18 protein-coding genes are annotated in these 22,200 nt (G+C 48.6%); 5 read left to right on the top strand and 13 right to left on the bottom strand.

Translation table 11 applies throughout. From position 1 onward, the window contains the following. Nucleotides 1-5: 5 nt before the first annotated feature. Together gndA and zwf are read right to left on the bottom strand one after the other, a co-directional pair. Nucleotides 6-1,424, bottom strand: a complete 1,419-nt coding sequence (gene gndA / locus ACAN55_RS16965) for an NADP-dependent phosphogluconate dehydrogenase (RefSeq protein ID WP_379135291.1) — start codon at nt 1,422-1,424, stop codon at nt 6-8. A gap of 54 nt (nt 1,425-1,478) precedes the next feature. Next, nucleotides 1,479-2,990 (bottom strand): glucose-6-phosphate dehydrogenase, encoded by a 1,512-nt coding sequence (zwf, locus tag ACAN55_RS16960; RefSeq protein WP_379135287.1) that lies wholly within the window; start codon nt 2,988-2,990, stop codon nt 1,479-1,481. A gap of 99 nt (nt 2,991-3,089) precedes the next feature. Here zwf and ACAN55_RS16955 point away from each other — a divergent pair, with 99 nt between their 5' ends. From ACAN55_RS16955 to ACAN55_RS16945, 3 genes are all read left to right on the top strand, one after another. Continuing rightward, nucleotides 3,090-3,971, top strand: coding sequence for a LysR family transcriptional regulator (locus ACAN55_RS16955; RefSeq protein WP_379135285.1), 882 nt, complete (start codon nt 3,090-3,092; stop codon nt 3,969-3,971). A 235-nt stretch (nt 3,972-4,206) separates the two neighbouring features. Continuing rightward, a complete protein-coding gene (locus tag ACAN55_RS16950; protein WP_379135282.1) occupies nt 4,207-5,982 on the top strand; it encodes an ABC transporter ATP-binding protein in 1,776 nt (591 codons plus the stop codon). Continuing rightward, complete coding sequence (locus tag ACAN55_RS16945; protein WP_379135280.1) at nt 5,969-7,744, top strand: ABC transporter ATP-binding protein; 1,776 nt, start codon at nt 5,969-5,971, stop codon at nt 7,742-7,744. The genes ACAN55_RS16950 and ACAN55_RS16945 overlap by 14 nt, the downstream gene beginning before the upstream one ends. A gap of 462 nt (nt 7,745-8,206) precedes the next feature. Here the strand turns inward: ACAN55_RS16945 and ACAN55_RS16940 are convergent, their stop codons facing one another. The 3 genes from ACAN55_RS16940 to ACAN55_RS16930 all read right to left on the bottom strand — a co-directional run bounded on the left by ACAN55_RS16940 (nt 8,207) and on the right by ACAN55_RS16930 (nt 11,186). After that, nucleotides 8,207-8,590 carry a hypothetical protein gene (locus ACAN55_RS16940; protein ID WP_379135277.1) on the bottom strand — a complete coding sequence of 128 codons (384 nt, stop codon included), beginning with the start codon at nt 8,588-8,590 and terminating at the stop codon, nt 8,207-8,209. Nucleotides 8,591-8,594: 4 nt separating this feature from the next. Then, the gene (locus ACAN55_RS16935; RefSeq protein WP_379135275.1) at nt 8,595-10,178 is read right to left on the bottom strand and encodes a glycosyltransferase family 39 protein; all 1,584 of its coding nucleotides are present in this window, start codon (nt 10,176-10,178) and stop codon (nt 8,595-8,597) included. A gap of 141 nt (nt 10,179-10,319) precedes the next feature. Next, nucleotides 10,320-11,186 (bottom strand): GNAT family N-acetyltransferase, encoded by an 867-nt coding sequence (locus tag ACAN55_RS16930; RefSeq protein ID WP_379135272.1) that lies wholly within the window; start codon nt 11,184-11,186, stop codon nt 10,320-10,322. 230 nt (nt 11,187-11,416) lie between these two features. On the opposite strand from ACAN55_RS16930, the gene ACAN55_RS16925 reads away from it, so the two are divergent. After that, complete coding sequence (locus ACAN55_RS16925) at nt 11,417-12,400, top strand: DUF4003 family protein (protein ID WP_379135269.1); 984 nt, start codon at nt 11,417-11,419, stop codon at nt 12,398-12,400. A 285-nt stretch (nt 12,401-12,685) separates the two neighbouring features. Here ACAN55_RS16925 and ACAN55_RS16920 read toward each other — a convergent pair whose 3' ends face one another. After that, nucleotides 12,686-13,393 carry a DNA alkylation repair protein gene (locus tag ACAN55_RS16920; RefSeq protein WP_379135393.1) on the bottom strand — a complete coding sequence of 236 codons (708 nt, stop codon included), beginning with the start codon at nt 13,391-13,393 and terminating at the stop codon, nt 12,686-12,688. A 267-nt stretch (nt 13,394-13,660) separates the two neighbouring features. On the opposite strand from ACAN55_RS16920, the gene sstT reads away from it, so the two are divergent. Continuing rightward, nucleotides 13,661-14,890 (top strand): serine/threonine transporter SstT, encoded by a 1,230-nt coding sequence (sstT, locus tag ACAN55_RS16915; protein ID WP_379135267.1) that lies wholly within the window; start codon nt 13,661-13,663, stop codon nt 14,888-14,890. A gap of 282 nt (nt 14,891-15,172) precedes the next feature. Here the strand turns inward: sstT and ACAN55_RS16910 are convergent, their stop codons facing one another. From ACAN55_RS16910 to ACAN55_RS16880, 7 genes are all read right to left on the bottom strand, one after another. Continuing rightward, entirely contained in the window at nt 15,173-15,784 is a 612-nt protein-coding gene (locus tag ACAN55_RS16910) for a DUF421 domain-containing protein (protein WP_379135264.1), read from the bottom strand. A gap of 183 nt (nt 15,785-15,967) precedes the next feature. Next, nucleotides 15,968-17,272 carry an alkaline phosphatase family protein gene (locus tag ACAN55_RS16905; protein WP_379135262.1) on the bottom strand — a complete coding sequence of 435 codons (1,305 nt, stop codon included), beginning with the start codon at nt 17,270-17,272 and terminating at the stop codon, nt 15,968-15,970. 8 nt (nt 17,273-17,280) lie between these two features. Beyond that, on the bottom strand, nt 17,281-18,528 hold the full coding sequence (locus ACAN55_RS16900) for an MFS transporter (RefSeq protein WP_379135258.1): 1,248 nt from the start codon (nt 18,526-18,528) through the stop codon (nt 17,281-17,283). 462 nt (nt 18,529-18,990) lie between these two features. Next, the gene (locus ACAN55_RS16895) at nt 18,991-20,154 is read right to left on the bottom strand and encodes a DUF4317 domain-containing protein (protein WP_379135255.1); all 1,164 of its coding nucleotides are present in this window, start codon (nt 20,152-20,154) and stop codon (nt 18,991-18,993) included. Between the two features lie 141 nt (nt 20,155-20,295). Beyond that, nucleotides 20,296-20,481 carry a hypothetical protein gene (locus tag ACAN55_RS16890; protein WP_379135252.1) on the bottom strand — a complete coding sequence of 62 codons (186 nt, stop codon included), beginning with the start codon at nt 20,479-20,481 and terminating at the stop codon, nt 20,296-20,298. A gap of 153 nt (nt 20,482-20,634) precedes the next feature. Further along, nucleotides 20,635-21,366: a restriction endonuclease gene (locus ACAN55_RS16885; protein ID WP_379135249.1), complete on the bottom strand. Its 732-nt coding sequence runs from the start codon at nt 21,364-21,366 to the stop codon at nt 20,635-20,637. 144 nt (nt 21,367-21,510) lie between these two features. Continuing rightward, nucleotides 21,511-22,146: a hypothetical protein gene (locus tag ACAN55_RS16880; RefSeq protein WP_379135247.1), complete on the bottom strand. Its 636-nt coding sequence runs from the start codon at nt 22,144-22,146 to the stop codon at nt 21,511-21,513. Nucleotides 22,147-22,200: the final 54 nt, after the last annotated feature.

The following is a 22,200-nucleotide window of genomic DNA, read 5'->3' as shown; positions in this document are numbered from 1 at the left end:
CAAAGTTATTCCTTATTCCCCATCCATTGAACATGAAAGCTTCCCGGCTGATCCAGCCGCTCGAAGGTATGCGCCCCGAAATAATCGCGCTGCGCCTGCAGCAGGTTGGCCGGAAGCCGCTCCGAACGGTAGCTGTCGTAATAAGCCAGTGCAGAAGCAAACGCTGGAACAGGAATCCCTCTTTTAACGGCCAGTGCAATAACCTCTCTCCAGGCTTCCTGATAGTCATGAACCACGCTGCTGAAGTATTCGTCCAGGAAGAGGTTCTTCAATTCAGGGTCCCGGTCATACGCGTCCTTGATATTCTGCAGGAAGCCTGCACGGATAATGCAGCCCCCGCGGAAGATCATCGCAATGCTGCCATAGTTCAGATTCCAGTTGTATTCGTCGGAAGCAACCCGCATTTGGGCAAAGCCTTGGGCATACGAGGCGATTTTGCTGGCATACAGAGCTTTGCGCACAGCCTCAATAAATTCCTTCGTATCTCCTTCATAGCGCTTGGCTACCGGTCCTCTCAGACGCTGGCTTGCCGCGACCCGCTCTTCCTTCATCGCCGAGATAAACCGGGCAAAGACGGATTCGGTAATGATCGACAGCGGCACGCCCAGATCGAGGGCATTCTGGCTCGTCCATTTGCCTGTCCCTTTTTGTCCGGCGGAATCGAGGATCACATCCACCATTGGCTTACCCGTGTCCGGATCGGTCTTGGCGAAGATATCCGCCGTAATCTCGATCAGATAGCTGTTTAACTCGCCACGGTTCCATTCCGAAAAAATCTCATGCAAGTCATTCGTATCCAGACCCAGCACATCTTTCAGCAACTGATATGCTTCCCCGATGAGCTGCATATCGCCGTATTCAATGCCGTTATGAACCATCTTCACGTAATGTCCCGCACCATCTTCCCCGATGTAGGTAGAGCAAGGATCACCGTCCACTTTGGCTGAAATGGCTGTCAGGATCGGTTCCACCAGCTCGTAGGCATCCTTTTGCCCGCCCGGCATTATGGCCGGACCTTTCAGCGCTCCTTCTTCTCCGCCTGATACTCCTGCACCGATAAAGCGGAAGCCCTGAGCCTGTAGCTCTTTATTCCGTCTTTGCGTATCTGGGAAAAAGGCGTTGCCGCCGTCAATCAGAATATCCCCGGGCGACAGGTGCGGCACCAGCTGACTGATGGTATCGTCCGTCGGCTTGCCGGCCTTGACCATAATCATGATTTTACGCGGCGTTTCCAGAGACTGGACAAACTCCTCGATGCTGTACGCGCCAACGAAGTTTTTGCCCGGCGCTTCGGCCAGAAGCTCATCCGTCTTCTCCCGGGAACGGTTGTAGAGCGCCACCGAGAACCCTTTGCTCTCCATATTCAGTGCCAAATTTTTACCCATGACGGCCAGGCCGACCACGCCAATCTGTTGCTTTGACATCGTTAATATCCTCCCGTTGATTCAAATGATTTCTTATTAGATTTAATTACAGTATTAAAAGTTCGATGTACTAGGCAAAAGAATTTCGCTTTCTTCTTCCACTACATCGTCGAACCACCAGTGATATCCGTCTCTCGATAGCAACTGCTCACTTTCGTCAGGCCCAAATGAGCCCGCTGCATAGTGCTGAAGAGGAATCTGATTCTGCTCAAAAGCGTTAAGGATCGGCTGCACCCATTTCCAGGAAAGCTCCACCTCATCCCAATGCGCGAAGAAAGACGGGTCCCCGTTCAATGCATCCTGGATCAGATTCTCATAAGCTTCCGGTACGTCGATAGAGCGGGTATGGAAATCAATGTGCATCGGTTTGAACTTGCCTTTATGCCGTGGATCCCGCGCCTTAATCTGTAAGGTGATGCCCTCATTCGGACTGATCTCAAACACCAGAAGATTAGGAATATCATCCTCGGCGACGGAGGAGTTATGCTTGATCGGCTCTTTGAACTCGATGACGATCCGCGTCGACTTCTCCTTCATTCTTTTACCGGTACGGATATAAAAAGGCACACCACGCCAGAACAGATCATCGATCTGCAGCCTTGCGGCAATAAACGTATCATTCATGGAGCCTGCTGCAATCCCCGGTTCCGAAGCATATCCAATGACCGGTTTACCCTGAATGGCACCTGCGGTGTACTGCCCCCGGATCACATTTAGTGCAAGACTTGCTTCGTCCAGCGGCTCCAGGGATTCCATAACCTCTTTCTTTTTGAAGCGTAGCTCGGAAGGAGTGCTATCCTTCGGCAGACGGACCGCCAGCATCATCAGCAGCTGCAGCATATGGTTCTGGAACATATCCCGGAGCGCACCCACATGATCGTAATAGCCCGCTCTCTCCTCGACACCCACCGTTTCAGCCGCAGTAATCTGCACATTGGCGATATACCGATTGTTCCACAGGGCATGAAGCACCGGATTCGTCTGCTGCAAGACATCCAGCTCCTGCACCATCGGCTTACCCAGATAATGATCAATCCGGTAAATTTCATCCTCGGTAAAAGCTTCGCTAAGCTTCCGGTTCAATGCCTGCGCAGACAACAGATCATGGCCGAAGGGCTTCTCAATTACGAGACGTTTCCACCCTTTGGCGGCACCCAGTCCGCTCTCCTTGATATTCAAGGCAATCGTTTCGAAGAATTCAGGCCCTACAGACAGGTAAAATAACCGGTTAGGCGAAATGCCCATCCCTTTCTCCTGCTCCTCAATACGCTCAAGTAGCTTAAGATAATCCTCTGTATGTCCTACATCCAGCACATTATAACGGAAGGCCCCAAGGAAGCTGCTCAGAGACGCAGAATCATTCACTTCCCGCCTGGAAAAATCCCAGAGCGACTGCTCCACCATGTCCTGAAATTTACTGTCAGCCAGTTCTCTTCTGCCCAGACCAATCACAGAGAATGAATGGTGCAGCTTATGATCGAGATACAGATTATACAGCGCAGGGTAGATTTTTCTCCGGGCCAAATCGCCTGTCGCTCCAAATAAAACAAAAGTGGTTGCCTCCATCCTCATTCTCCTTTATCTCTGGTTTCTATTTCTTGGATACACTATAATACAAATACGAGCCATACAAGTAATTAATATATTTAACAGGAGCCATAGATCATGTCTATGAACAATTTTGAGCTATACAAGGTTTTTTATTGGGCCGCCAAGACCGGAAGCCTGACCCAGGCCGCCAAAGCGCTGTACATCACCCAGCCAAGCGTCAGCCATGCCATCAAGCAGCTGGAGGACAGCTTCGGCCTCACCCTGTTCTACCGGACTTCTAAAGGTGTTGACCTAACCCCGGAGGGTACCACGCTCTACTCCTATATCGAGCAGTCCCACATCCTCATCACCCAGGCGGAGAAGAAGATGATCGAGCTCAAGAATCTGGACAACGGTGAGCTGCGGATTGGCGGAAGCGACTCCCTGTTCAAGCATTATCTGCTACCCTTCATCGAGATCTTTCATCAACAGTACCCCGGCATCAAGCTTCAGCTCATTCATGGAACCACACCGGAAGTCATCTCCTATTTAAAAGAGGGCCTCGTTGATCTGGCCGTGGTGCGCATCCCGATCAACGATCCCCAGCTTGAGGTGCGGCAGGGTCTTCAGCTTCAGGACTGCTTCATTGCCGGGTGCCATTATGCCGAGCTTAACAACAAAGTGCTGTCCATTGAGGAATTGCTCCAATACCCCATCATCCTCTTCTCACGCAGCAGCCGTGCCCGCATGGCGATTACGGATCTGTTCCAGGGCTACGGCTATGAGCTGAAGCCGAAATTCGAGGTCGGCAGTGTCGGCCTGCTTATCGAATTCGCGCGCAAAGGGCTAGGCATCTCGTTCGTTACCCGGGAATTTGTCTCCAAGGAGCTGGAGGAGGGCTCCCTCTTCGAGATTAAGCTCGATGTGCAGCTGCCTCCCGCCCAGGTGGGCATGATGACCATGCGGAACATGCCGCTGTCGAGCGCAGCCAGCAAGTTTATCGAGCTAACTAAATAGCGGCCTAACTTAAAAGCCGAACGTAAATCAGGGTAATTACCTGAAATTCGTTCGGCTTTTTAAGTTAAAATTGTGCCATCTGGGCGAGATCGTAACTACGGTGAATGTTTGGACTTCCGAATGCAATCGTTCACTCCAATGTAAAGAAAGAATGAAAAGACGGGGCTCTGTTGGTCGTTTATTATGTTATAATCTCAAGCACCAATAACAGAACAAACAGAAATCAGGTGATCAGATGTTTGAACTAAAATGGCTGTGGCAGAACCTGGAGGGAAACCGTAAGCGCTACATTCTCGCCCTCTGCCTGTCTGTGGTGGGCTCTTCGCTCACGATCGTGAATCCGTACATCAGCCAGCGGATTGTCGATACGTTTATTGCTGGAGATGGTGCAGTGCAGAACCTCTCGCAGCAGCGGGGGCTCTTGATCGCGCTTTGCTTAGGGATGATCGGCTTCTCCCTGTTGCGTACGGGTCTTGCTTACCTCACGATGATGGAGTATGAGCATACCTCGCAGAACATGCTGTACCGCGTCCGCATTTATCTGTACAACAAGATTCAGGGCCAAGACATGGAATATTACGACCATAATCGTACCGGGGATCTAATGACCAAAATGACCGGGGATCTGGATATGGTCCGGCATTCCATGGCGTGGATTATTAAGACGATTATTGAGTCGTTGACGGTCTTCGCGGCTGCGGTTGTGTATTTTTTTACGATCGATGCCGAGCTGACGTTATGGCTGCTTATTCTCTCCCCGCCGATTTTTATAACAGCCTTCCTGTTCGCGAAGCGGGTCCGTCCCATGTACATCGATCTGCGCGAGCGGCTATCGCAATTGAACACCACAACACAGGAGAATATCTCGGGCAACCGCGTCATCAAGGCCTTCGCCCGCGAGGAGTATGAAATTGAAAAGTTCACAGACAAGAACCTCAACTATTCCAAAGCCAACAAAGCGGCTGCTCTCGTCTGGCTGGATTACTTCCCTTATCTCGAAACCTTCGCACAAGTCTTCAACGTGATTCTAATGTTCGCCGGCGGCCTGTTCGTCATGAACGACCGGATTACCTTCGGCGAGTTCACGGCCTTCTCTTCCCTCATCTGGGCAGTATCCAACCCTATGCGCAATATCGGCATCATTATCAATGATATTCAGCGATTCTTCGCCAGCCTCACCAAAATCGTAGAGATTTATTATGCCAAGCCCAGAATTCTTAACCAGCACAACGCTTTAGACAAACGCCGTTATGACGGAAAAATCGAGTTCGATCATGTCAGCTTCAAATACGACAGTACAACAGTGCTGCATGATGTCAGCTTCACCATCGAACCCGGCGAAACCATTGCCATTATGGGCTCAACAGGCTCCGGCAAAACAACGATCGTTAACCTCATTCCCCGTTTTTACGATGTCGCGGAAGGACGCGTGCTAGTGGATGGCATTGACGTACGCCAGTTGAAGCTCGATGAGCTCCGCAGTAACATCGGGATCGCCACCCAAGATGTGCTGCTGTTCTCCGATACGATCGACGGCAACATCGCCTTTGGCGAGCCCGATCTCCCGGAAGAGGATACAGCTAAGTATGCTCAGCTTGCGGCTGCTCACAGTTTCATTACCAAGATGCCGGAAGGATATGACACTATTGTAGGTGAACGCGGCGTCGGCCTGTCCGGCGGGCAAAAACAGCGGATCGCGCTTGCACGCGCACTTGCGGTCCGGCGTCCGATCCTGATTCTCGACGACACCACATCCGCTGTCGATCTGGAGACCGAGGAACACATCCAGAAGAGCTTAGACGAGCTGGATTTCCCCTGCACGAAGATCATCATTGCGCAGCGCGTCTCCACCACCGCGAAAGCCGACCGTATCCTTATTCTGGACAACGGCCGCCTGATTGAGGAAGGCACCCATGCCGAGCTCGTAGCGAAGCGGGGCTATTACTACGAAGTCTTTATGCTGCAGAACGAGGGTATTGGAAGGCAGGTGATTACTGATGGCAAGGAATAGATTCGACATCGATGAAAATCTGGAATCCCCGTTTGACATCAGGCATTTCCGGCGGGCCATGGTGTACATACGTCGTCAGCAGAAGCCCATGATTCTCGCCTTTGTGCTCAGCGCGCTGTCGGCGGCCATCGCCCTGTCCGCGCCGCTCATCATACAGCATGTCGTAGACGTGACCATTCCCGCCAAGGCCGTTTCAGCACTTGCCGGCTGGTCAGTGCTTCTGCTGTTAACCATCGTAGTCAGCGTGATCTTGGCAACGTTCCGCTCACGTATTATGACGAGGGTCGGGCAGGATATTATTTATGAAATCCGTATGGATTTGTTCAAGCATCTACAGGAGCTGCCGTTCAAGTATTACGACGACCGCCCGCAGGGCAAGATCCTGATCCGGGTCGTGAACTACGTCAATTCCGTATCCGATGTGTTATCGAGCGGTATTATCAACTTCATTCTGGAGATTGTGAACCTGATCTTTATTGCTGCGTTCATGTTCGCCGTCGACGTACGTTTGTCGTTCATCATTCTGGCGGGGCTGCCGGTCTTCCTCGGCTTCATGCTGCTGATCAAGAACCGGCAACGGCGGTCATGGCAAGCTGTATCCAACAAGAGCTCGAACCTGAATGCCTATATGCAGGAGAGCATCAGCGGGATCGGCGTGACGCAGATCTTCTCCCGCGAAGAACGCAATGAGGGCATATTCACCCGTCTCGCATCCAATTTCCGCACCGAATGGATACGGGCTGTGCGGTACAACGCCCTGATCCCGTTCACGGTCGACAACCTGGCTACGATTGTCATGACCTTGCTATTTCTGGTGGGTCTGCTGGCCTTGGACCCCAAAGATGTAACCTTTGGCGTCATTCTCGCTATGAGCAACTATGCGCTCCGCTTCTGGCAGCCGATTCTGAACTTGTCGAACCTGTACAACAGCTTCATCAACGGCGTCGCTTACCTGGAGCGCATCTTTGAAACGCTGGATGAACCCGTAACCGTCAGCGACATTCCTGGGGCACAGGCGCTGCCGCCGGTTCAAGGCAGGGTGACCTTTGACGACGTAACCTTCGCCTACGATCCGGGTCAGAACATTCTGGAGAACCTTTCCTTTGACGTTAAAGCAGGGGAGAGCATCGCTCTCGTGGGGCCGACAGGCGCGGGCAAAACCACGGTCGTCAACCTGATCTCGCGCTTCTACGATTTAACCGGGGGGCGCATCCTGATCGACGGCAACGATATCTCCGAGGTGACACTGAAATCGCTGCGCAGCCAGATGGGAATCATGCTGCAGGACAGCTTCATCTTCTCCGGAACCATCCTTGAGAATATCCGGTACGGCCGGCTCGATGCCACTGAGGAAGAAATCATCGCCGCTGCGAAAACCGTATGTGCTGACGAGTTCATCCGCGAATTCGAGCAGGGCTACCTGACGGAAGTCAATGAACGCGGCTCGAAGCTCTCGCAAGGTCAACGGCAGCTCATCTCGTTCGCCCGGACGCTGCTGGCTGACCCGCGTATTCTCATCCTCGACGAGGCTACCTCGTCGATCGATGCCAAGACCGAGCGCCTGCTCCAGCAGGGTCTGAACGAGCTTCTTAAGGGACGTACCTCGTTCATTATTGCCCACCGGCTGTCCACCGTGAAGAACTGCGATCGCATTATGTACGTGTCTGACAAGGGCATTGCCGAAAGCGGCTCGCATGATGAGCTGATGGCGCAGCAAGGGCTGTATTACCGGCTGTATTCGGCGCAGAAGATGGAAGCGTAAGGCTAACTGTATGACGAACCCCCGACTCCAGAGTGGAGTCGGGGGTTTTGAGTTACAATCATTGAAAGTGTAGTTGCATTCCACGAATATGAACCGCAGCCTGTTTGACTCTATGCTAACAGCCCCTAGGGTGCTTATTGGAGTCCCAACGGCTTGTTTTAGGAGTGGTAACGGACTCCAGCGCCGTTATTTCTTCAATTCAGCCGATATTATGGGGTTATAGACCAGATAAGGTCATCTGAGTCCGCAAGGGATGACACACGTCGATCGGGCTCCAAATAGAGTCTCCTATGTCCGTTACGCTTGCACCACTTCTAATCCCCAATTAGCATCTTCGTTCTTATATTTACATACAACTAAAACAAAAAGCTGAACACACAAAAGCTGAACACATTCAATACAGAACACATAAAAGCCGAACACGCTGGTGTCCGGCTCACTCTCTTAATCTAAATTTCACTTTTATTTATCGGTACTGTTAGTGGAATCATTGGTCGAGCTGTCGTTATTCTGCCCGTTGTTCACACCAGGCCCGCCGTTCACATCAGACCCGCCATTCACACCAGACCCGCCATTCACACCAGACCCGCCATTCACACCCGGTCTGCCGTTTGTTCCCGGATTCCCGTTCATACCCGGTCTCCCATTCATACCCGGCCTTCCGTTCGTTCCGCGCCCCCCGTTCATCCCGGGGAACCCGCTGCGGCCCCCGCCGTTCCCGCCAGGGAAGGAGCCTATGCCTGTGTTGGTGATCTTTTGCGCGGTAATAGCGTCACAGGAGACGAGTACCAGGGAACATACGAGCAGGATCACACCTGTGAGTAGCCATTGAACTCTTTTTCGCATAACGTTACAGCTCCTTTCCATGGGATGCCCGGTAACGGGGTAGGATACTCGTCAGCATGTAATCATGCACGTCTTTGAAGCCCATATAAGATAACACGATCAGCAGCGGATACACCGGATAAATATATCTCGATTTGATCTCCCATAGAATATAGAACCCGATAAACCCCAGAATCACCAGAATTAAAGACACCTCATCAAATCTCTTCGCCCGGATCCCGCCGATCAGCCGGACCAGAATCATGCCGTACATCAGGAAGTTCAGCACATATACCATCCAGAGCAAGGCACTCCGGTAAGCGGAATCTCCTGCGAATAAATCCGTAGCAAAAGTAGAATAGCTATATCCACCCATGAGCGCGCCCATACGCTGGCCCCCGCCCCCGCCGCCTTCATTGCTGATGCCATAACGATCCATCTGATAGGTTCCTTCTGTCCAAGTCCAAACGATCTTCTTATAATACATTTTCGCCAATTCACCGGGGGGTGCCTCGGATAGCTTACGGCTGATTTCCTCCTTGAATAGCTCTGTGCTGGCCGCTTTGTCATACCCCGCATCATTCTGATAGATACTATAGCTCTCCCGGTTATCCCAGAAGCCGAACGTATCCGTATTGATCCCCATATTCAGCCACATATACACTGGCGCGGAGTTTGCGGTAACCGATTCATCGACGATACCAGCAGCCTGCAGAGCTGCATTTTGCGTCCAGTTCGGAACGTTAAACAGCACGGCCATGATGCCCAAAGCCACTATACTCTTTTGGATCCCAATACGCTTAAGGTTTAACAATATGCTAATCGCCGCAGCGATGAGTACAATCACACCCACGCTTCTAAAATAATTGCCGATAGCCAAGGCAATCGCGGCCCCAATCAGCATGTTCAGCTCTTTGCCTTTGATGAATCGGATCACCAAATACAGAGCCGTGGTTAGAAACGCTGTAGCGATAATATCGTTGTAGATGAGATTGCTCATAAACAAAGACGGAATATACGTTGCCGCGAACACCAGAACACCATAGTCGTTGTCCTTGGATTTGTAATTCAGTTCTTTATAGATCAGGTACACCATTAATGTCGTAACCAGTGAAAAAAGGATATTAAAAATCTTGATCACCAAATAGTTGTCCGGAAACAGGAGCAGCAGCGTTTTTAAGTACAGGACGATGGAGAAATTAAACGGAAACATATGGAGATATCCTTCGGTTTGAAACGAGGAATAATCCTTGTCATACAGCATGCTCATTGCCAGCGAGAGCACCGTCTGCGAATCATCCGTAGGCACTCTGGTGAACAGAAAGATGATCACGAGTTGAATCCCGAAGGAGCACAGCAGCACAAGCGGAATAACCGTCTTCCAGCTATACTTATTCAGCTTCAGGCACAATCGGTACATCGCGATGCTGAGCAGAACTACTAGAACGATCACCAGCAGGAATATCCCCAGCTTTTGCCGCTCCAGAACCGGCGTATCGCCGTACACAAAATAATTATACTGCGCCCTGTACACAAATGAGGATGCCACAAACAGCCCGATAAAACCTGCCAGCATGAAATATATAGTCTTCTGAAACAACTTCCCCATATCCAAACTCCTTCGCGGCGAGATATCTTTGAAGGTAGTATAAGGGGCTATTATGAAAATTAGCTGAACGCGGTGGAAGATGCCTTAATGAAGCTGTATAAATTAAAAAAGAGGAGCTCGCTGCTCCCCCATACTACTCCTCTAATCGATTTCATATCCAACCGTCAGTCTGAACCCGTACAGTTCGTAACCAATCTGCGTATACAGCCGGATGGCCTTTCGGTTGTTTCCATGCGTGCCTAAGGTGGCGATGGTTTTACCTTGCTTTTTCAGCTCACTAAGCGCTGTACAGAGGATGCTCCGGGCGACGCCTTTGTGTTGCCATTCCGGAATGACAAACACATTCTCCGTTGCACTTCTCTCCTCCGTAATTCTCCATGTTGAAGTATTGCCTATGAATTGGCTGCCATGAAAAGCACAATAGTTAACCATCTCCTGCGCTCCCTGCATCCATCTCAGCTGATTCATGCTCCACGCCACCCCATCGAAGGAAGCAAGCTCCGCTTGATGATATTGCTCCAAAGCCTCGCTGTGATCCAGTGCATAAGGCAGCACCCGCACACCTTCCGGTAATGGATAGTTAGGGATCTCCTTACTCAGGTCAAATTTAAAGACGACGATCGTATCGTGGATGGTAAATCCGCGTGCAAGCAGATAGCTCAGCTCTTCGAAATCATCCGTGTCGATATACTCCGCCATTACAATACGCTTGTTTGGATATTCGGCTTTGATTTCTCTGGCTCTCTTAAGCAGAGCCTCTGTCAGCGCATCTTTGACACGTTCATCCTCCAGATCAGCCGCAAAGGTGATCTCAAAGGTAAGATACCGGATGAAATTCAGGTCGTCATCTGGACGGATGGCATGAAAGGTATCATGCTCCATCAGATGGGCAACCGCTACAATCTCGTTGTCCCCACGGACTGCGCAGAACATATTCTTTTTATCAAAATCATCATGATACAGGTATCGCAACTTCAGAATAAAATCCAGCCCTGCGATTTGCTCCACATCTTCATCTTGCGGATTTCGGATTATAAATTCGTTTAACAGTGAACATCGTCTCCATTCTTGTCTGCTTTCTCATGTAAAATTATGGACGAAGCAAGCCGTTGGAACAAGGGAGACTTTAGGTTTATACATCTTTCACCAATGGAAAAATGTAGTATTCAGACCAACTCTGGCGCGGTAGAATGAATACAGGTTTATGTGAAATCAAACAAAACTAGGCGGTGGATACGATGATGGAGCGGTATACAGCAAATCTCGAATTGTTCGCGGATAACGCGCAGAGAATGAAAAAGGCGTTTGTCTGGCAAAATGCCATGGTCAATCGATTGGCTGCATTACTGTATACGGCAGAAAATAAAATCGTAGACGAAGATGCGATACGTCAGAGCCATGAGCTGATTAAGGAGAATACCGGGCTTTTTTCTTCTTTCAGAGGAACTTCAGCCATCAGTATCGCTGCCCTGCTATCTCTTACTACAGATAGACAAACGCTGCTGACACACACGCTTGCCGTTTATGACCTGATGAAGAACGCCAAATTCAGAGCCTCCGATTATCTCGTCGTTGCCGCCTATCAGATCGCCGCTCATACGACATCAGATCAATACCTGCACACCGTTGAGCGGGCAAAAGCATTCTACGACGGCATAAAGGTACACCACCGCTTCCTTACGGGACAGGACGACTATATTTTTGCTGCAATGCTTGGCTTGTCCGACATTGACGTTCATCGCGGTGTGGCGAGAATAGAACAGCTCTATACGGCTCTGAAGCCCGAGTTCTTATCCGGGAACAGTGTTCAGGCCCTGACACAGGTATTAGTTCTTGGAGACGAGGCGGCAAACGAAGCAGCCCGTGTACTTGAATTACGAGAAGCTTTCCGCTTGCGGGGGATCCGACTGGATAAAGAATACACCCTTTCTTCGCTTGGCGTACTATCATTACTCCCCTCCGACAAGGAGACTATCATTAGCGATGTCTCGGATACCTATGAGTTTTTGCGTACGAAAAAAGGGTTCGGGAATTGGTCCATTACCAAACAGGAATTACTGCTGTTATCCGCTGCGCTGGCAGCCTTCAAATCTGTGGATGGTGTCAAAAGCGGCATCCTTACCACAACGCTCTCCACCAGCATTACCAATATAGTCATTGCCCAGCAGACCGCGATTGCCGCAGCTGCCGCCGCATCGGCTGCTGCTTCCTCGTCGAACTAAAGCTAAGGAGAGTCTCTGTGTGTAACAATCGAACTCAAGATTCTGCCATTTGAGCGAGGAAGTAACTACGGTGAATGCTTGGACCTCCGGCCGCTGTTGACTCCCGATTTCTTGATTAAAACCGTTGTTCGCGGTTGAAATCCGGAGACTGCATATGCTTCCGATGCTAGCTTTCCTTTTTGTTACGTTCCTAAGTTCTACATACATATTTTCCTATAAAAACAAAGAACCCTGCCCATTGCGGCAGGGTTCTTCAGTTCCATATATAACTCCATATGCCGGGGCTTAGCATCGTACATGCTTTCGTTTGAAACCAATTCGCCCCTTATCTACGGCCTTTTGAATATTTCCGGAAGGATCGAGGAAGCTGCTTTTGTCCTTATCCCGTTTAACTTCTAATGGGCTTATTGCCTTTGCGGTTTCAACGGCTTTGTCATGGAGCGGCAAATAGTTGACCCCTACGGTGTAGATAAAATTACTCATCGAATATTGGGCCCGTTCGGGAGCATCGTGAATCGTTTGTTCCGCCAGTTCAAGCATATGGGCAATCTTACTTTCGGAGAACTCATGGTCCGGGCGATTGCCCAAGAGCCAGCAGTAACAGCTCCAGCCCGCTGACCTCCTCAGCTCTTCCCCGCTTGCGATCCATTTGTCGGCAACTTCCTGTGCAATATCTGCTTCTGCCAAGGTTACTGCAACCACGAAATCAGACAACATATAGAAATAAGCCGCATCGATCCAGCGGTCAAAATCGTCTTCAGTCATAGCTTTGGGGTCTGCAATGATGCCTGCAAAGTACATGGCGTCATAATTTCCTGTAGCGTACAGCTGCTCAGCTAGAGGCTGATTGATTTTAGTTCTCTTAAAAATGGGCTTCATAGCGCCTGTAGCCACACCAAAAAGCGGCTCGTGCGCGCCATTGGACACGTACATCTTCTTGGTTCGCTCCTTGCCGAGAGCTTCAAGCTCCTGCATCACCATTTCTAAATCCAGTGCTAACACTTCCTTTCTTAAACATGCTTTGGATCTATTATAGTATAGAATTATATTACTTCAATTCAGTACCTGCGGCCGCTTTAAACTTCAAATAAAGAACAAGTGAATAAAAGCGCACAGTTTCTTCCACCCTCACACAACCGGTCAGTTTCATGGTACACTAGCCTAAATATAATTGCCTTAACATAGTAAAGCAGCTATGCATCAACATAGTAAAGCGACTAGGCTTAGTTATATTTCCATAAATGATACCGGAGGGAAGTCATGAAAGCATTAGTACACAAGTGGAATCAATTCAGCCTGGTAAAAAGAATTTTTGTAGGGATTGTAGCGGGTATCATCCTGGCCTTGGCCATTCCTGATGCTACAGGGTTCACTATCTTTGGTTCCTTGTTCGTATCCGCATTAAAGGCGGTTGCGCCTGTATTGGTCCTGCTCCTGGTCATGACAGCAATTTCGCAGCATAAAAAAGGCCATCAAACAAATATGAAATCGATCCTCGCCCTATATGGGTTAAGTACATTCCTGGCGGGACTTCTTGCTGTAATCGCAAGTTTCATCTTCCCGGTAAGCTTGTCCCTTGTTACAGGAGCCAGTGACCTGAGTCCGCCTGACGGGATTGTAGAAGTACTTAAAACATTGCTGTTCCAGATTGTGGACAACCCGGTTAACGCACTAATGAAGGCCAACTATATCGGCATTCTGGCTTGGGCGATTCTTCTCGGCGTAGCTCTAAAGAATGCGAATGACAGTACCAAAACCATGCTTTCCAACTTCTCCGATGCCGTCTCCCATATCGTTAAATGGGTAATTAATCTGGCTCCGCTGGGCATCATGGGATTAGTCTTTGATTCCATTACAGCTAACGGGCTTTCATCCCTGCTCGATTACGGCAAACTGCTTCTCGTTCTCATTGGATGTATGCTCTTCATGGCGCTTGTGGTTAACCCGCTCATCGTATATGTGAATATCCGCCGGAATCCTTACCCGCTTGTGTTGCATTGCCTGAAGGAGAGCGGAATTACCGCGTTCTTCACCCGGAGCTCAGCTGCTAACATTCCAGTCAACATGAGCTTATGCGAGCAAATGAAGCTGGACAAGGATACCTATTCGGTCTCCATTCCATTAGGCGCTACGATTAATATGGCGGGGGCAGCGGTTACAATTTCCGTTCTGACTCTTGCTGCTGTCCATACGGTTGGTATTGATGTGGATTTCGGTACGGCGCTGATTCTTAGTATCCTGTCGGCCGTAGCGGCTGCCGGTGCTTCCGGTGTTGCCGGCGGATCCCTCCTCCTGATTCCTCTGGCGTGCAGCATCTTCGGTATTTCCAATGATGTAGCCATTCAGGTCGTTGGAGTAGGGTTCATCATCGGCGTACTGCAGGACTCTTTTGAAACAGCCCTGAATTCATCTTCTGACCTGCTCTTCACTGCAACAGCCGAATATGCGAAAAAGCGTAAAGAAGGCAAAGAATTTATAATTCATACGTAGAAATCATTCGATTGATAATCATAAAATAAATCCCCTCACAGCCTGATAATGATAGAAGAACACATGAAATCACGTTCTTCTGCCACGATCTGCCGGAGGGGATTTTTTTATAACTGTCCATATCACTTTTTATTTTTTCCAATGATGCCAATGGTATTACCATTCGTGAAGCCACCCGATTATTAACCATCCATTCCCTTCTCTAACCTCCCTAAGATAATCCACGCACCCCGTAGCTTCATGACATGCTTATATTTCGTTATACCTTCCATAGGACAGTACTCATTTCAGTCGATTCGGAGGTTCCACCTGATGTTTATTGTTATGGACTTCTGTGAACAGCGAATCAGCCCCTGCCGACCGGGATTCTGCCGAGGGGATGGAAATATTGGGCATACTCGGCTGCATCGCCGCAATCAGTCTGTCTATATCCTCTTTGGTCGCATACTGCTTGCCCGGCTTTAAGAGATAACCCAGTTGTCCGTTTGATTCTATGGTAGCCCACTGAAGATCACTTATCGTTGGGACTCCCTGTTGCCGGAGTCGCACTTCCAGCATATCTACGGATAACCGTAATCTCCTCATATTCTTCTCGACTATTGCCCCATTCTCAACAACCATACAAGATTTACCGTTAATAACCGTCTCAAGCGCATTCGATTTCAGGACACCATACTCAATCCCTATCAGAGTGATGACCATTAACAGCGTGATTAACAACGTAATCCATAAGTTACGATCCCCCACGGGTTGAATGATTAATGAACCTACCGCGACCATCATGACAGTCTGGGCAACCGTTAGTTGTGAAATGGATTTTCTTCCCGCGAACCGCAGGATCAGCACCCCGCCCACCACAATAACAACCGATTTCCAAATAAAATGAAAGTTCACCCCTTCCCTCCTTTCAATGAGCTGTCCAAGTAATTATTTGTTAATTCACCCAGTATTATTCGCTGAATAGGAAGGCTACCCTAACGAAAGAACCTTTGTCCAGATACAAACAAAGGAATGGCCTGATGGTTCCGGGTTCCCCCGTTCTCCATTCATCCATTCCTTGTATTCTTCGTACCTCTATTAGCTATTGAATATTTCATCTAGTGCTCTGCCGTCACAAGGATTGAAATCAATCCCTAATATCTTTGCCATTGTAGGGGCGATGTCTACCATTTCGAGATCACCGATGGCGTAGTCTTGCTTCACCTTAGCTCCAGAGACAACGATATTGCAGCGATAATCGCTTTTTTCAGGAGAATAGCCATGCGTTGCATAGCGGACCCCTTGCTCTTTCAAATCTACAATCGTCGGTTCTCCCATGCTTTCATCGAAACTATAGCCTTTCTTGGCTTCAAGCATGAACCTTGTGGATCGGCCCACATGAAGACGGTCTAACTCATCCCTGTCATACACACTCTCGATACCTGAGGAGTCATCCTTCATATAATCTTCAAGCGCAGCCAATGCTGCTGCTTCCGCTTCTTCATCACCCGGCTGAACATGCAGGTAGGCCGATCCGCCCCCGCACTGAAAATACGCTCTCCACTTCATCTCGCCATTCTCTTCAAAGATCAACCCTTTGTCCTGCAAAAGATTGTTCAAATGCACTTTGTATCTCACATCAAACTGTCCATGGTCGCCCAACACCAGAATAACCGTCTCCTCCGCGATCCCGGCGTCCTCCACGGCCTGCATAATATCACCCAGCCTGCTATCCATCCGCAAGATGACCTGCATCACTTCATCGCAGTCCGTTCCATACATATGCTTGGCATCATCCAGATCAATCAAATGCATCATGAGCAGATTAGGTTTTTTGCGCTTGATCGTGTCTACCGCACACTTTGTAGTAAAATCATCGAGATACGGCTGAGCAATTCCTTGTCTGACCCGCCCAAATTTCATCTCCATCTGGAGACAGTATAGGGGGCTCCCGCTTCGGAGCACCTTGAGAGCCTGGTTCTCGTTATTGATCGCTCTGATTTCAGGGATATTGTACTTAATGGAGGATTTGCCCGATACCGGCCATAGAATACCAGCAGTGCTCATCCCGTGCTCGCGTGCCGCGTCATAGATTGTTGGCACTTTTATCGCATCCCGGAACCAGAACCAGTTCTGCTCCTCTTCCTTCACAAACGGCTGAAACGGATTGTTGTGATGGATACCATGTTTATCCGGATATACACCCGTGGCGATAGTGCTGTGAACCACATAAGTGAGCGTGGGATACACGCTTTTTAACTTGTTGCTGTGGGCTCCGCTCTTCATGAGTTTCGATAAGTTCGGCAGTCGGCTGGCCATTTCCCAATGGTCTTCAGAGAAGGCATCGTAAGAGATGACGATCAGATGCTTAGCTTTTGCCGCTTGTGCAGTTATGGATTTCATAGGATTACCTACCCCTTGGCTACAATTTCAGTCTGCTCTTTAGGTAAAGTTAGAAATACGAACAATCCAATCATAAATAACGGGATAATCGCCAAAATACTGAACTTGGCATTGCCTGTTACCGTTGTTGTCAACGACATCACCGCAGGACCGATAATCGCCGCGAACTTGCCAAAGATGTTGTAAAAACCGAAGAATTCATTGGAATTCTCCTTCGGAATAATCTTCGCATAATAAGACCGGCTGAGCGCCTGGATTCCGCCCTGGGCCGAACCGATCATCGCACCCAGAATGAAAATATGCCAGACCGAGGTAATAAAGAAAGCCGCAATACAAGAGATGATATAGGTGAATATACCGACGATAATCATCGTGCGGGCGGAGTATTTTTTGGCAAGATTACCGTAGAGGATCGCACACGGGAACGCAATGATCTGGATGAGCAGCAATATCCCCAACAGGGTAAAAGTATCTAAGGAATCCGTACCTAGTACTGTAGTGGCATATGGTACCACCATTTTAATAATCGTATCGACTCCGTCAATATAGAAAAAGTATGCGCCCAGGAACACAAACACAATCTTGTGCTGTTTGATATTCTTAAAAGTGACCGCCAGTCTGCGAAAGCTGTTAGCAATCGGTCTGGGTTCCCGCTCAATATAGTGTCTCTGCTTCACATCTCTGATCATCGGTACCGTCAGCAGCCCCCACCAAAGGGCCGTAATAATGAAACCTATCTGATACCCGATGGCCTTGTCCATTCCCATCACAAAGATCAGCAGTAAGCTGATTCCGAACGGAATGACGCTGGAGATATACCCGAACGCGAACCCTCTGGTGGATACCTTATCCATCCGCTCATCCTTCGTCACATCGACCAAAAAGGAGTCATAGAAGATATTCGCACCGGCAAAACCTATGGCTGACAGGATGTAAAACACAATCAATACCTGCCACTGCCCGCTCTCAGGTGCAACAAATGCCAATGCAGCCGTAGCCATCACACCAAGCAACGCGAAAAATATGAAGAAACGTTTCTTCGTATCCTTGTAATCCGCGATCGTCCCGAGTATCGGACTAAGGATAGCCACCAGAATACTCGCAATTGAATTGAAATACCCCAAATCCATGCTGCTGCTCACATTCGTGAACATGCCAAATACAATCGGCAATAAGGCAGTGGTAACAGCCATCGAATACGCTGAATTGCCGCAGTCATACAGAATCCATGATTTCTCCTCTTTGGTTAGCTTCATATCACACCCGCCTCTGATCGTTATATAGATTGAACTTAATGTGATTGAACTTAATGGGCTATGAGTATAGGTCCATTCGCAACTACGGTGAATATTTGGACTTCTGGTCGCTGTTGTCTCCAGATTTCTTGATTCATACCGCTTGTAGCGGATGAAATCCGGAGACAAAGGCGAACGCTAACGCTCCTACAGTTCCAAAATTCCCCTTCGTTGCTTCTTTCCCTTTCCTCAATTGTCTAAGTTTAATACACATAGTTATTATTGTTATAACTAGTTACTGTTATATCATGTGATCATATGAGGCATGTTAAATGGATGTTAAATCACAAAATGACCCGGTGACGAAAGAGCAGCTATGTTCGAATAAAGTATGACTTGCGACGGAGAGCAACCCAGTGTTCGATTAGGCATGACTTATGACCGTGAGCAGACTTATGACCGTGAGCAGCATCCTGTTTCCGGCTACAGCGTTTCCGTAGTAAGCGTGAAACCTTCAATGACCACATCCTCGTCAACCTCGATCATGATGCAGCGTTTGCCCTGGAAATTCACCTGCTTCACATATCTTAAATCCTGCGGGCTGATGGAGATGGTTGCGACCTTCGTTTCGATCTTGATCGACTTGGTGGTGAACTTCGGTATCACGTTGCTGGCTTTGAGTTCGTAGTTGCGGTCATCGACGACGGTCTCGAAGGCACGCTCCATTTTTTCCGAGGATATATTCTCCACGCCGCTTGCCGTCAGCACACGTTCCACATCTTTAAAATCCAGCGTAGGCGCTTCTTCCTCCTGGTTGGACTCAATGACTTGGTGGATCTCCTCATAGACATGAGCTAACGTTGCCGTATCCAGTTGATCCCCCGCCACTTCTTTCACGATCTCTTCGAATATAACCCGCTCTTCCAGCGCCGTTACCGTCTTCTCGGCATTCAGGACTTCATCGATGAAACGCAGATTCGGTTCATTCGCCTTGCCCGCGCAATATAGAACCCGGTTCACATCGGAGGTGTTGTCCGTCACGCTAGGGTAGAAGAATCCCTGCTCCGGTGTACTCAATTTGATGATGGGGTCAACGATGATGTTGTACTTGAATTCCCGCTCGACATAATCGAATAACAACGATTTCCGCTGCGGCTCCGTAGTGTTCACGCTGCACAAAATGAACGGATGTGCGAACATCTCATTCTTCTCGCTCTCCTCAGCTTCATCGTTTCGGCTCTTAGTCGGCCGGAAGTATTGCCCGCGAACGAAGGTTACCACTGTATCCCGTTCAAGCTTGGTATCCTTGAGCATCCGGTCCACCAATAGGAGCATCAGGTCCTGCCACTGTTCCGGGTCTCCCGTCACGAGCCCTTGATGAAGCAGCACCTTCGTAGGCTCCTCCGCTTCGTCTTGAAACCGTAACTCGAACAGCTTCTGGCCCAATTCGCCGGTCAGCAATTTTTTGAAATTGCCGATATACAGCTCCTGTTTCTCCCGATCCACCAGCTCGAACGGTTGGCACTCGTAATGATAAATTTCACTGCTTTCCTTCATAACATATACATTAAGAATCTCAAAAAGCTTGAGCATATCATGGTCCAGCTTAAAATGTTTGCGAATGTGCGCGACTTCTTTTTTATTCATAATCGATTCCGCAGCTCCTTAGAAGTGTTGTCTTATTAGTATAAACGATAGGGACGGGATTGGGTTAGAGGGTTAAAAAGTAAAATACCCGTGACCAATTGTCACAGGTATCCGAGTCACTCTTCTATGGAGTCCAAAAGCTTATTTACGGTTCTGCTTCTTGAAGCGCGTGAACAGGTACAATGCGGATAGAACGGCTGCGGCCATACCCAAGCTCGATGCCGATTCCGGCTTCATCCCGAGCAGGACAGAAACATTACCTACCAACATTCTCACCAGCAGCGCCACAATAATAACCATCAGCGGACGCCGGAAGTTATATCTCATTTTACATTAACTCCTTTGCATATGATCTCTATCGGTTACTCGATAATCTCCACAGCGTTTTCTTTGATTATTTGGGAGAGAAAACACATGCAATACATTCCGATACTAAATAAAAAGTACAGTCCTTATTGTGACCCTCTACTTACCTTGACTTCATACTGCGGTTATCGATCTGATATGCCGACATTTCGGAAATCTGCTACAGCCATAGAACTGACCTTTTGGCCCAGAACGAAGTACAAGCTTGCTTCCACATTTGGGACAAATCACTTCATCAGCCGGGGATTCCATAATAACAGCTTTCGGAGTAGGCACAGATCCCTGGTTCATAGCTAGAATCATTTCGATTAACGCCTCACGGTTTATTAACTTCACTCTGTTGGAGTTAGCCAGATCATAAGCAGCTGTTGTGTAATCACTATTTGATATGACCCAGGCTTCAGCAGCTCCATAATGAGCGATTGATGCCTGTGCCTCCTGAACTGCTTTGATCCCAACGTTCTTACTGTATCGTTTGGCCTGAACGACGATTTTTTTGCCATCTTTCTGAATAAGCAGATCGGCACCGAAATCGCCAGCGGCCTTAGTTACTTCAGCCTTGTAACCTTGAGCTCGGAGTAAATGGCCCAGGTATTTCTCGAATTGGACACCATCCATCTTGTCAATGTCAGCAATTCCGGACTTCTTCAAGCGTTCTGCTCTTTTGTTCCCAATATACCCCATGATGGAGATTACAATTGCCACCCCCAGGATAACACCGACTATTCCACCATACAATGACTTGGAAATCAGAAAACCAACAAGTCCAAAAGAAACTGCTGCGATACCCGCAAGTCCTTCAAAAAACTCTTGCTCCTGTTTTGCTTTGCTCTTTCTTCTTGCCATACTCCATCCCCCATGTCGCTTCTTCGATTCTGAATATTTCGACATTTGGAACTTTTTTCCTGCAAAAAAAATAGAAAAAGCGCGAGAAAGCGAACCTTCTTTACTTTAAGCTATGAGATTTCGGAATAGGTACTGCAACCTCACTTATGCTGCTTTTTCCGTTTTTAGCATCCTTATCCCGAGAAGGACAAACCATGCGCAGAAGAACAACTGACAGACAAATACCATAGTAGCACTAATCAACCAAGGAAACGCGCCGACCAAGTCCAGTATTCCAACCACAAAACCAAGATAGGCTACAGGCTTGCCAAGCCCACTTCTTCTTATGGCAAAACACAAGATAAGGGTAGCTGCAGTGAAGATGATCGCTACCATGTGCATCCCACCATAATATAAACTAATTACCAGCTTGTAGATATCAGAGGAAAGTTCGATATCAAACACCGGATAGACTAGCCGCCCCAGGATAATGTCCAGGACTATATTAACGGGTATGACCACTGCCAACAGACCGCAGCCGAATATAGCTTTAATCCGATCTACCTTCACCAATATCCGGTACAAAGCAACGATCGAAGGGATCAACAATACCGTGGCAAAGAACAGCAGCTCGTCCGCCATCGCGATATTGGTCTTCCATTTCGTGAGCCACGTCATTAGATCCGCATCCGCCAGCGGAGGAATTGGCATCGGCAGAAGAAATAGAGACTGGGTCAAAAAGAGAATGGCCGAAAGGATCAAGGTAATGCCGCCGAATTTAATAAGGCTGATTGGTTTCATAGGGGTCAGCTCGATTCTGAGTTAATTGATACAATAAATTCCCTTTTTATATTC

The sequence above is a fragment of the Paenibacillus oryziterrae genome, from assembly GCF_042610485.1.
Classification (GTDB): domain Bacteria; phylum Bacillota; class Bacilli; order Paenibacillales; family Paenibacillaceae; genus Paenibacillus_AQ.
This window is presented reverse-complemented; position numbering and strand designations above follow the sequence as displayed.